11 protein-coding genes and 1 pseudogene are annotated in these 10,844 nt (G+C 64.5%); 3 read left to right on the top strand and 9 right to left on the bottom strand.

Annotation, left to right across the window (positions count from 1 at the left end; translation table 11 throughout):
• A pseudogene (locus WA904_RS14925) lies at window positions 1-234 on the bottom strand (LytTR family transcriptional regulator); the annotation flags it as partial.
• Window positions 235-388: 154 nt separating this feature from the next.
• Between WA904_RS14925 and WA904_RS14920 the strand changes: the two are divergent.
• Complete coding sequence (locus WA904_RS14920) at window positions 389-1,588, top strand: acyltransferase family protein (protein ID WP_425197910.1); 1,200 nt, start codon at window positions 389-391, stop codon at window positions 1,586-1,588.
• On the opposite strand, the gene WA904_RS14915 is transcribed toward WA904_RS14920, so the two are convergent.
• From WA904_RS14915 to lplT, 3 genes are all read right to left on the bottom strand, one after another.
• The gene (locus tag WA904_RS14915; RefSeq protein ID WP_425197909.1) at window positions 1,533-2,018 is read right to left on the bottom strand and encodes a glutathione peroxidase; all 486 of its coding nucleotides are present in this window, start codon (window positions 2,016-2,018) and stop codon (window positions 1,533-1,535) included. The two genes, WA904_RS14920 and WA904_RS14915, sit on opposite strands and share 56 nt — an antisense overlap.
• Before the next feature lie 203 nt (window positions 2,019-2,221).
• Window positions 2,222-3,088 (bottom strand): DMT family transporter, encoded by an 867-nt coding sequence (locus WA904_RS14910; RefSeq protein WP_425197908.1) that lies wholly within the window; start codon window positions 3,086-3,088, stop codon window positions 2,222-2,224.
• A gap of 52 nt (window positions 3,089-3,140) precedes the next feature.
• Complete coding sequence (gene lplT, locus WA904_RS14905) at window positions 3,141-4,421, bottom strand: lysophospholipid transporter LplT (RefSeq protein WP_425197913.1); 1,281 nt, start codon at window positions 4,419-4,421, stop codon at window positions 3,141-3,143.
• 197 nt (window positions 4,422-4,618) lie between these two features.
• Between lplT and alr the strand changes: the two genes are divergently transcribed.
• Window positions 4,619-5,713 (top strand): alanine racemase, encoded by a 1,095-nt coding sequence (gene alr, locus WA904_RS14900; protein WP_425197907.1) that lies wholly within the window; start codon window positions 4,619-4,621, stop codon window positions 5,711-5,713.
• 94 nt (window positions 5,714-5,807) lie between these two features.
• Window positions 5,808-6,272 (top strand): RDD family protein, encoded by a 465-nt coding sequence (locus WA904_RS14895; RefSeq protein ID WP_425197906.1) that lies wholly within the window; start codon window positions 5,808-5,810, stop codon window positions 6,270-6,272.
• Between the two features lie 65 nt (window positions 6,273-6,337).
• Here the strand turns inward: WA904_RS14895 and WA904_RS14890 are convergent, their stop codons facing one another.
• The 5 genes from WA904_RS14890 to WA904_RS14870 are packed head-to-tail and all read right to left on the bottom strand — an operon-like array spanning window position 6,338 to window position 10,839.
• Complete coding sequence (locus tag WA904_RS14890) at window positions 6,338-7,231, bottom strand: NAD(P)-dependent oxidoreductase (RefSeq protein WP_425197905.1); 894 nt, start codon at window positions 7,229-7,231, stop codon at window positions 6,338-6,340.
• Between the two features lie 58 nt (window positions 7,232-7,289).
• Window positions 7,290-8,192: a DMT family transporter gene (locus WA904_RS14885; RefSeq protein WP_425197904.1), complete on the bottom strand. Its 903-nt coding sequence runs from the start codon at window positions 8,190-8,192 to the stop codon at window positions 7,290-7,292.
• A complete protein-coding gene (locus WA904_RS14880) occupies window positions 8,189-9,184 on the bottom strand; it encodes a 2-dehydropantoate 2-reductase (RefSeq protein WP_425197903.1) in 996 nt (331 codons plus the stop codon). Before WA904_RS14880 ends, WA904_RS14885 begins: the two co-directional genes overlap by 4 nt.
• Window positions 9,185-9,222: 38 nt before the next feature.
• Window positions 9,223-9,993, bottom strand: coding sequence for a class II aldolase/adducin family protein (locus WA904_RS14875; RefSeq protein WP_425197902.1), 771 nt, complete (start codon window positions 9,991-9,993; stop codon window positions 9,223-9,225).
• 12 nt (window positions 9,994-10,005) lie between these two features.
• Window positions 10,006-10,839, bottom strand: coding sequence for an aldolase/citrate lyase family protein (locus tag WA904_RS14870; RefSeq protein WP_425197901.1), 834 nt, complete (start codon window positions 10,837-10,839; stop codon window positions 10,006-10,008).
• Window positions 10,840-10,844: the final 5 nt, after the last annotated feature.

The following is a 10,844-nucleotide window of genomic DNA, read 5'->3' as shown; positions in this document are numbered from 1 at the left end:
GCGCAAGGGAAAACGCCGCTCGAAAGCGACCAGCGCCGGAATCAGCAGGCCGACGGTCAGGCTGCTTGACAGCTCCCAGACCAGAGGCTCAACAAAAGGAATATCGCGCCGGTCCATCCAGGTCGTGATGCTGTTGAACAACATCTGGACGGTCAGCACCACCACCCAGTAGCCGATTTCGGCGGCGCGCCGCCAGGGCCGGTAGCGCGCCAGCCAGGGGGTCCCGGTGTTCATGTTGTCAGCCATGCCCGAGTCTAGAAGATGTCAGGCAGATTTCGTCCCTGCAGGCCGCCGCTGGTCACAAACGGGTCCCGCCTCGTCCCAATCACGGCCCCAGGTGTCGCCTGCGGCGGAAAAATCCGCTCATCCTGTTGCCTGGAAGCCCTCCATGAACCGCCGTCACGACATCGATGCCCTGCGCGCCCTGGCCTTTGGTCTGGTCATTCTTTACCACGTGGCCATGTATTACGTGGCCGACTGGCCCTGGCATCTGAAAAGCCCGCATGCGGCCGAGTGGCTGCAGCTGCCCATGCGGGCGCTCAATTTATGGCGCATGGACCTGGTCTTCCTGATTTCGGGCCTGGCCCTGGGCTTTCTGCAACGAGGCCAGGGTGCGGGTGCCCTGTTCCGCCAGCGCAGCTGGCGGCTGCTGTTGCCGCTGGTGTTCGGCATGGCGGTGGTCGTGCCCTTCCAGGCTTACGCCCAAGGTGTGGCCAACGGCAGCATTGCACCGGGCTTCGGCGGCTTTCTGTTGCGCTACGCCGCCGGCGGGCCCTGGCCAAAAAATGCGTTTGACGGCTCGGACTTCGGTGTCACCTGGAACCACCTGTGGTACCTGCCCTACCTGTGGCTCTACACCAGCGTGCTGGTCCTGCTGTTGCCCGTCTTGCAATCGGCCGCCGGCCAGCGTCTGCGTCAGGCGTTTGCCGGGCTGCGCGGTGCGGCCCTGCTGGTGGTGCCGGCGCTGCCGCTGATGGCTTGGTCATTGACCCTGTGGCCGCATTTCCCGCCAACGCATGACCTGGTCGGCGACGGCTGGCTGCATGCGGTGTATTTCACCCTGTTCCTCTATGGCTGGTGGATAGGCACGGACGAAGGCTGGTGGGCCGCGGCGGCGCGCTTGCGCTGGCCAGCCCTGGGCGCGGCGCTGGTGCTGCTGGCGGTCTACACCGGCCTGCGCGCCCTGCCTCCGGAATTGGCGGCGCCGCGCCAGGGGTTGCGCCTGGTTGCCGATGGTTACCTGTGGACGGCCCTGCTGGCCATCCTGGGCTGGGGCCATCTGAAGCTGAACCGGCCGTGGCGCTGGCTGTCCTGGGCCAGCGAGTCGGTCTATCCCTGGTATGTGTTGCACCAGACGGTAATCATTGTGGCCATCTGGTGGCTGGCACCGCTGCAGCTGGGGCCGGCCGTAGAGCCGGCGCTGCTGGTGCTGCTGACGGTGGCGGGATGCTGGGCGATCACCGCCCTGGTGCGCCGCAGCGCCTGGCTGCGGCCCCTGTTCGGGCTCGGTCCGCGCCGGGTGGCGGTGAACCTCAGGCCGCCAGGGCAGCCTCCACGTCTTTGGCCAGATCAGCCGGCTTGTCGGTAGGCGCATAACGCTTGAGAACCTGGCCGTCCTTGCCGACCAGGAATTTCGTGAAATTCCACTTGATGGCCTTGCTGCCCAGCAGGCCGGGTGCTTCGGAGGACAGCCATTTGTACAGCGGGTGCGCCGCCGGGCCGTTCACGTCGATCTTGCCCATCATCGGAAAACTCACGCCGTAATTGACCTGGCAGAACTCGGCAATCTCGCCCTCGGCGCCCGGGTCCTGCGAGCCGAACTGGTTGCACGGAAAACCCAGCACCACCAGCCCTTTGCCGGCGTAGCTTTTGTGCAGCTCTTCCAGGCCGCCGAACTGCGGTGTGAAGCCGCATTTGCTGGCCGTGTTCACGATCAGCATCACCTTGTCCTTGAATTCGGACAATGCGATGTCCTTGCCGTTGATCTGGCGTGCTTCGAAGTCGTAAATGCTGCTCATGGTGTGCTCCTGGTTGGACCTGCCACTGTACTGCAGCAAGTCGACGTGGGGGCAAAGACACGTGTGGTGGAGAGGAATGTGGGGCTTCTTAAATTCAAGCAGCGGCCGCGGGTCCGGCTTTGCCGGCCCGCAGGCGCAACGGCCCCTTTTCCAGTGCAAGGGGCAGGGAGCTGCCGCAGGCTCGCAGTGAGCAACCGTGGGGGCTACTTTCTGGTCGCCAGAACAGCCGCCAGCACGATCAAGCTGCCGCCCAGCAGGGTGCGCGGGCTGAATTCTGCCGCACCCAGGAGCGCCGAGGACAGGCTGGCAAACATAAGCTCGGTCAGCATCACCAGCGCCGTGGTGCTGGCGGCCAGCCGTGCCGCCCCATACTGCAGCGCCATGTTGCTGAGCAGGAAGGCGACGGCCAATCCCAATGCCACCGGCAGCCACGCCGTGGTCCAGAGCGGAGCGGTTACGACCCCCGAGGCCATGCCCAGGATGGCGGCTCCGCCCGCCAGCAGGGCGCCGCCACCGAACATCGCCATCATGCGCGACGCACTGGGGGTGTATTCGAGTTTGCGCAGCATCACGTTGGTAGCCGCAAAACTCAGGCCGCCCATCAGGGCCAGCCAATCCGCAATGCCTTGCGGCACTGGCCAGGGCGAGTCAGGTGCTTTCAGCACAATCAGCACGCCCGCCATGGCCAGCAGCAGCCGAAGCAGGGACGCGTGTGTCGGCCGTTCTCCCAGCACGGCCCATGCGAGCAGGACCGACCATGCCGGCATCAGGTAAAACAGCAGCACCACGCGCACGACGTCGCCCACCGTGACGGCCCAGTTGAAGCCAAGGTTGGTCAGTCCGGCGGCCAGGGCAAGCAGCCACAGCTGCGGGTGCTGCGTAAAACCGCGCCAGTCCGCGGGCCAGCCCAACATCACGCAAACCAGCGAGAAGAGGTAGATGAGAGAGGTCGACCACAGCGGGTGCAGCCCCAGCGACTGCAACTCGCGAAACGGCCACCAGGACACGCCCCAGACAAACGCATTGAAGACCAGTGCTGAAGCAGCAAGGGCGGTTGCCCGGGGCGTCACAGGAGTTGGCTCCGGCAGGGTGCGTCCGGGCTGTCAATGCGTTCCACCCGCATCAGTGGGATTTGTCGCTGCGCGCGATGTTCAGCAGGTGGTCCACCTGCTCCTTGTACCTGATGCAGTTGGTTTTGTGCCAGCGCTGGATCATCCACATGAAGCCCGCCACCACCACGCCGAAAGTGGTGATCGCGCCGAAGGCCGAAAGGCCCATGCCGGTGGACAGGCTGTAACCCGCGCCCAGCGCCAGGATGCAGGCCTGCTCGTTGAAGTTCTGCACGGCAATCGAACGGCCCGCGCCCATCAGGTTGTGGCCGCGGTGTTGCAGCAGGGCGTTCATGGGCACCACCAGGAAGCCGCCCAGGCCGCCGAGCAGGATCAGGAAGGGCGCGGCCACCCAGACGTTGGAGATGAAGTTCATCAAAATCACGAGCACACCCATGGCAATGCCCAGCGGCATCACGCTGGTGGCGTGTTCCAGCCGCATGCGCATGGACGCCAGGATGGCACCGGCGGCCGTGCCGATGGCCACCACGCCGACCAGCGACGAGGCCTGCGTGGTGCTGTAGCCCAGCGCTGCCGCGCTCCAGGCCAGCACGATGTAGCGCAGGTTGCCCGACACGCCCCAGAACAGGGTGGTGGTGGCCAGTGAAATCTGGCCCAGCTTGTCGCGCCACAGCGCTGCGTTGCAGTTCCAGAAGTCGGGCAGAAGCTCTAGCTTGTTGCGCGGCATCGGCCGCATCTCCACGCCGGTCAGCGGAATGCGCGTGTTGAACCAGGCCGCGATCGCATACAGGACGATCAGCGCGCAGATGGCGGCCTCGGGCGGCGTGTCGATGCCGGTGCTGATGACGGGAAAGTCGAAGGACAGCAGCAGGTGCGACACCGAATGGCCTACCAATTGACCGCCGAGCAGCACACCCAGAATGATGGACGCGATCGTCAGGCCTTCTATCCAGCCGTTGGCCTTGACCAGCTGCGAGGCCGGCAGCAGCTCGGTCAGGATGCCGTATTTGGCCGGCGAATACGCCGCGGCCCCCAGGCCGACAATCGCGTAGGCCATCAGCGGGTGTGTGCCGAACAGCATCATCAGGCAGCCCGTCACCTTGATGGCATTGCTGATGAACATGACCTTGCCCTTGGGCTGCGCGTCGGCAAAAGCGCCGACGAAAGGCGCGAGCACCACGTAAAAGAGCGCAAACATGGGCACCAGCGCCGCTGGTTGCCATTTGGGCGCACCGCTGCTCCTGAGCAGCTCCACGGCGGCGACGAACAGCGCGTTGTCAGCCAGCGAGCTGAAAAACTGGGCCGCCATGATGGTGTAAAAACCGCGCTTCAGCTTCATTAATCTGTTTTGATCACTGTGGCGAATGCATCAGGCCGTCTGATGTTGCACGATATAAGTGAATGCCTCCTGATGACCAAGGTTTATAGCACGCGTCAAGCTGGCAGAATCGACAAATAGGTCTTGACAAGCAGGTGTGAACCCTCGGTTGCCTGCCGCTTCCTCCTGAATCCAACCGGTAGCCGCCTCACATGCCACGCCCCATTCTTGCCACTGTTCATACCGCAGCCCTCAGCCACAACCTGGCGCGTGCCCGCGCCGCAGCACCCGATGCGCGGGTCTGGGCTGTCGTCAAGGCCAACGCCTATGGCCACGGCATCGAGCGCGTTTTTGACGCACTGCGCAGTGCCGACGGCTTCGCCCTGCTGGATCTGGCCGAGGCGCAGCGCCTGCGCGCGCTGGACTGGCGCGGGCCGATTCTCCTGCTGGAAGGCTGCTTTGAATTGCGCGACCTGGAGCTGTGCTCGCGCCTGGGCCTGTGGTACACCATCCATTGCGACGAGCAGATCGACATGCTCGCGACCCACAAGACCCAGGTGCCGCATCGCGTGTTTCTCAAAATGAACTCGGGCATGAACCGGCTGGGGTTTGCACCCGAGCGCTACCGGGCTGCCTGGACGCGCCTGAACGCGTTGCCGCAGGTGGAGGAAATCTCGCTGATGACCCATTTCAGCGACGCTGACGGCGCCAAGGGTATTGCCGCGCAACTGCAGGCCTTTGAAGCCGTCACGCATGACCTGCCCGGCGAGCGCACGCTCAGCAACAGCGCCACGGTTTTGCGCCATGGCGCCGCCATCGGCGAAAAGTCCGACTGGGTGCGCCCCGGCATTGCGGTATACGGCAGCTCGCCCGATTTTCCCGAGCACAGCGCGGCGGATTGGGGCCTGCAGCCGACCATGACCCTGGCTTCCAGAATCATTGGTGTGCAACACCTCGTCGCCGGTGATACCGTGGGTTACGGTTCCAGCTTCACCGCCGATGGCCCGCTGCGCATCGGTGTGGTTGCCTGCGGTTACGCTGACGGCTATCCCCGGCATTGCACAACGGGCACGCCCATCCTGGTCAACGGCGTGCGCACACGCATGGTGGGCCGCGTCAGCATGGACATGCTCACGGTGGACCTGACGCCGCTGCCCGATGCAGGCATGGGGTCGGAGATCACCCTCTGGGGCCGTTCTTCGGGTGGTGCCATTCTGTCAATCGACGAGATCGCCCAGGCTGCCGGGACGGTGGGTTATGAGCTGATGTGCGCGGTGGCGCCGCGTGTGCCTTTCCAGGTGGAATGAAAAACCGGTCGAACTGGCGCTCGGTCCCGGTGCGCGTGGTCGAGCGCATGGTGCGGGGCGTTCATTAAAACTTTGTCGTCAAGGGAGCATTCTCATGGATTCATCGCAACTGCAATATGCTGGCTTTTGGATTCGTGTCTGGGCGAGCATCATTGACAGCGTTCTCATTGGCGTGTTGATCTACCCCTTGCTGACGGCGATCTACGGGAGCGGATACTGGGACAGCACGGACTTCATCCGGGGGCCGATGGATTTCCTGATCTCGTGGCTGCTGCCTGCCATCGCGGTGATGCTGTTCTGGGTGGCACGGCAAGCCACCCCCGGGAAGATGGCGATCGCTGCCCGCATCGTTGATGCCAACACCGGCAACAATCCCAGCACCACCCAGCTGGTGGTCAGGTACCTCGGCTATTTTGTCTCCCTGATTCCTCTGGGCCTCGGCATCTTCTGGGTGGCCTTCGATCCGCGCAAGCAGGGATGGCACGACAAGCTTGCGCGCACGGTGGTGGTGCGCAAAAAGCACGGCACCACACAAGCCGTGGAATTCAGTGACCGGTAAGCTGAATCAAACGTGAATAAGCCGCCAGGCACAAGGCCGTGGCTCCAGGCACCAATCCAGTGGTTTTATTGCGGCGCTATTTTTGCGCCCGTGAGCTTTTCCTGCGCCGTCACAAGCGCGGGAACGAACTTCTTGCCCTGACCCAGGGCGCTGGCCATCGCCAGGCTCTGGTGCACGGCTTCGCCGACGAGTGAGGGCACGTTCACCATTTCGGCCAAGTGGGTGTAGTAGCGCAGGTCCTTGCGCGCGTTGTCCAGCTCGAACTTCAGGCCCGCGAAATCGCCGTTCAGGGTTTTGGCCATGGCCTGGAACAGGCCGGAATTGACGGCACCGGCTGATACCACATCAACCAGCTTCTGCGGCTGGATGCCGGCCAGCGCGCCGACCGCAAAGGCCTCGGCGGTGGCCGTACAGATCGCCTGGGCGATGAAGTTGTTCAACAGCTTGATGACATGGCCGGCGCTGGGCCCGCCGACGTGAAAGATGTTTTCGCAATAGGCTGCCAGTACCGGACGGATCTGGTCGAACACCGCCTGTTCCGCACCGACCATGGTGTTGAGCTTGCCGAGTTCGGCCTCCACCGGTGTGCGTGCCAGCGGGGCGTCCACCAGGGTGGCGCCGCGTTCGGCGCACAGCGCGGCCAGGCGGCGCGTGGACTCGGGTTCGCTGGTGGAGGTGTCAATGACGACCAGCCCCTTGCGCGCGCCAGACAGCACGCCCTGCGGGCCGGTCAGCGTTTGCTCGACCTGGGGGGAACCGGTCACGCAGATGATGACCGCATCGCAGGCACCCAAGGCTGCGGGCGTGGCGACCTGTTTTGCGCCCGCGGCCAGCAGGTCGGCCACGCGCTCGGTGTTGCGGTGCACCGTCAGGCTGACTTCAAAACCTTTGGCTTGCAGGTTGCGCGCGATGCCGTGGCCCATCAGGCCTGAAGCGCCTATAACGCCGATGTGTTTCATGGGGTGTCTCCTGGGTGGTGAGCGGATGCCGGGAAAAAGTGCACTTTACCCGGATCCTTTAGCGCTTGCGCAGGCCCAACACCATCACCGCGCCCACCACCAGCAGGGCGCCGGCCACCTGCACAGGGGCAATCGCCTGGCCCAGAATCAACCAGGCCAGCACCAGGGCAAAGACGGGCTCCACGTTCATGATGGCCGAGTTGCCCACCACGCCCAGCTTGGGCAGCACGGTGAACATGATGGTGAAAGCCGTGCCATACAGAAAGGTCAGCGCCGCCAGGCCCCACCAGCCGATGGCTGCCTGCGGCAAGTGAAAGCCGCCCTGGAAGGCCACCCCCGCCAGCGCAAACAGGCCGACGGTGCCCATGGTCGTCAGCGTGCGCACGCGGCCGTCCACGTCACCGGCCTCGTGTTGGGTCAACACCAGCGCCACGCCGAAGGTGGCGGCAGCAGCCAGCGCAAAAGCCACGCCGGTGCCGATGCGGCCCCACTGCCCGGCCGCGCCCAGGCCTGATGCCGCGCCAAACACGTCCAGCGCCAGCGCCAGGCCGATCAGGATCACCGGCATGGCCAGCAGCAGGGCGCGCTCGGGCGAGCGGCGGTACAGCAAACGGTCCCACAGCGCGGTCCAGATCGGGTAGGTGTTGAAGGCCAGCAGGGCCAGCGCCACCGGCAGGCGTGCGACGGCCGAATACAAGCACAGGCTCTGCACCGCAATCAGCAGGCCGATCACCGGCAGGATGCGCTTGTTGCGTGCAGTGAAGCGCAGGGGCACACGCTGGATGGCCAGCAAGGCGGCCACCACCAAGGCAGTGACCACACTGCGGAAAGCCACGGCCGTGGCCACATCCACGCCGTCGTTGAAGGCCAGGCGCGCTGCCACATGGTTGGCGCCCATCATCAGGGCGATCAGCAGCAGCGTGGCAAACGCCGTGCCGCTGAGGGCTTTGCCTGTGGTCATGGGTAAAGACGGTGAACGCGGGCGTGCAGGCGGGAAAGACCCAGCAGCGCATCGGTAAACGGCGTCGGAACCTGCGTCAGCTGGCCCAACTCCCGGACCACAGTCACCAGCGCATCGAGCTCGACCGCCTTGCCGGCTTCCACGTCCTGCAGCATGGAGGTCTTGAAAGCGCCGAGCTTGAGCGTCACCGCATGCCGGTCTTCCGGCTGCTGCTCAATCGGGAGGCCGATGCGTGCGCCTATCTCCTTGGCTTCGAGCATGATTTTCGAGATGAAGTCACGCACCAGTTCGTCGCCGAGGATCAGGTCGGTGGTGGCGCCGGTGAAGGCGCTGATCGGGTTGACCGTCATGTTGCCCCAGAGTTTGTACCAGGCGTCTTTCTGGATCTGCGCCGACACGCTGGCTGCAAAACCGGCGCGCACCAGCAACTCGGCCAGTGCCTGCACACGTGCGCTTTGCACGCCAGAAGGTTCGCCGATGATGAGCCCGTTGCCGAAGTGGTGGCGAATCAACCCTGGCGCATCGACCGAGCAGCTCGCATGCACAACGCAGCCGATCACGTTCGCCGCCGGAATGGCCGCGGCAATCTCGCCGGTGGCATCCACCGCCTTCAGTTGCGTGCCGGCGTAGCGGCCGCCAAAACCCTGAAAGAACCACCAGGGCACGCCATTCATCGCTGTCAGGACGAGGGTATGGGGGCCGATGAGCGGTGCGATGTGGCGTGCCACATCAAGCAGCGCCGGCGCTTTCACCGCGACGACCACCAGGTCCTGCACGCCGAGCGTGGCCGGGTCCTCGCTGGCTTGCACGGCGACAGATCGCGTGTCTGTTCCGCTCACCACACGCAGGCCGTGGGTGTCCAGCGCTTGTAGCGTCGCGCCACGCGCGACCACACTGACGTTGCAGCCCGCAGCCGCCAGCCCGGCACCTATCCAGCCACCAATGGCGCCGGCACCGTAAATACATGCTTTTTGGATATTTTTGTTAGTCATTTTGGTCTCTGGCCCTTTAAATTCAGGCGTGAGTAGCTCTAATTTTGATAGCTGATGTCAATCTTGTCGATCTGTCGCACCAGTGCGTCGAACACGTCCTGGCCTGCGCCAAACTGGGCGTCGAACTGGAAGGAGTCATGGGTGGTTTTCCTGGCGACTGTCTCGGGCACCATGATGGCCGGGCCCATGGCGGCCTGCGCCATCTGGATGTCGCAGGCGCGCTGCAGCGTCCACAGCCGCACAAAGGCCAGCGGCAGGGTTTTGGCCCAGGCCAGCAGGCCATGGTTGCGCAGGATCACCACCGGCTTGTCGCCGATGTTTTTCAGCAGGCGCGGCGCCTCGTCGGCGTGGATGGTGATGCCTTCGAAGTCGTGGTAGGCCACCAGGTCGTGCAGCTGCGCCGAGTAAAAATTGTTTTGCCCCAGCCCGCCCTGCGTGCAGGCCACGGCAATGCCGGCCGTGGTGTGCGTGTGCATCACGCAGTGCGCATCGGGCAGGCCGTCATGAAGGGCCGCGTGCACGGTGAAGCCCGCCGGGTTGACCGGGTAAGGCGAGCCGTCGAGTATCTTGCCCTGCAGGTCGATCTTCACCAGGTTCGACGCGGTGACCTCGCTGTAATGCAGGCCGAAGGGATTGATCAGAAACTGCTTCTGCCCACCGCTGGCGCTGTCCGGTAGCCGCACGGTGATGTGGTTGTAGATCATCTCGGTCCAGCCGAGCATGGCAAACACGCGGTAGCAGGCAGCCAGCTCGAGGCGGGCTTTCCATTCGTCGGGGTGCATTCCGGGTTTTTGGAGGATGGCGTTCATGAATGTCTCCAGTCAATAGGTTTTGCCGGCGGGCACGGCAGCGACGCCGGTCTTGAAACGCGCCGCCAGCGCGCTGGTGTGGCGCACCAGCAGGTTGGTGTCCAGGCCGACGGCGACAAAGGTGGCGCCCATGTCCAGGTAGTGGCGCGCTAACGTTTCGTCGGTGCTCAGGATGCCGGCCGCCTTGCCGGCCTTGAGGATGCGCGCTATCGCTTTTTCAATGGCAGCCTGCACGTCCGCATGGCCCGGGTTGGCCACGTGGCCCAGCGAAGCCGACAGGTCGGCCGGGCCGATGAACACGCCGTCCACGCCTTCGGTGGCAACAATGGCATCGAGATTGTCCAGTGCGGTTTGTGTTTCCGCCTGCACCAGCAGGCAGATCTGCGCGTTCGCCTCGTGCGCGTAGGCCGGGTAGCGACCCCAGCGCGAAGCGCGCGCGCCGGCCATGCCGCGTACGCCGCCGATGTCCTTGCCCTCTACGTCATATTGCGGATAACGTGTGGCACGCACCAGCGCCGCGGCCTGTGCCGGCGTGTCGACCATGGGCACCAGCAGGGTTTGCACACCGATGTCGAGGTATTGCTTGATCAACATCTCGCCCACATGGCCGTGGCCCATGGGCACGCGGGCCACCGGGTGCGACGACGGGTAGGCCGCGACAGCCTGCAGTTGCGTCAGGATGCTGCGCACATCGTTGGGCGCATGTTCGCCGTCGATCAGCAGCCAGTCGAAACCTGCGCCGGCGCAAATCTCGGTGCTGTAGGCGTCGGACAGGCTCAGCCACAGGCCGATTTGCGCCTGCTTGTCACGCAGGGCCTGCTTGAAGGTGTTGACGGGTGTTTGCATGGCGG

Origin of the sequence: Polaromonas sp., from assembly GCF_049790275.1 — a bacterium.
GTDB lineage: Bacteria > Pseudomonadota > Gammaproteobacteria > Burkholderiales > Burkholderiaceae_C > Polaromonas.
Note: the sequence above shows the minus strand (reverse complement) of the source record. Positions and strands in the feature narration are given on the sequence as shown.

Bases quoted from the DNA above. Each gene is read 5' to 3' on its own strand.
- WA904_RS14920 (WP_425197910.1), top strand. From the start codon at position 389: ATGAACCGCCGTCACGACATCGATGCCCTGCGCGCCCTGGCCTTTGGT.
- WA904_RS14915 (WP_425197909.1), bottom strand. From the start codon at position 2,018: ATGAGCAGCATTTACGACTTCGAAGCACGCCAGATCAACGGCAAGGAC.
- alr (WP_425197907.1), top strand. From the start codon at position 4,619: ATGCCACGCCCCATTCTTGCCACTGTTCATACCGCAGCCCTCAGCCAC.
- WA904_RS14895 (WP_425197906.1), top strand. From the start codon at position 5,808: ATGGATTCATCGCAACTGCAATATGCTGGCTTTTGGATTCGTGTCTGG.
- WA904_RS14890 (WP_425197905.1), bottom strand. From the start codon at position 7,231: ATGAAACACATCGGCGTTATAGGCGCTTCAGGCCTGATGGGCCACGGC.
- WA904_RS14885 (WP_425197904.1), bottom strand. From the start codon at position 8,192: ATGACCACAGGCAAAGCCCTCAGCGGCACGGCGTTTGCCACGCTGCTG.
- WA904_RS14880 (WP_425197903.1), bottom strand. From the start codon at position 9,184: ATGACTAACAAAAATATCCAAAAAGCATGTATTTACGGTGCCGGCGCC.
- WA904_RS14875 (WP_425197902.1), bottom strand. From the start codon at position 9,993: ATGAACGCCATCCTCCAAAAACCCGGAATGCACCCCGACGAATGGAAA.
- WA904_RS14870 (WP_425197901.1), bottom strand. From the start codon at position 10,839: ATGCAAACACCCGTCAACACCTTCAAGCAGGCCCTGCGTGACAAGCAG.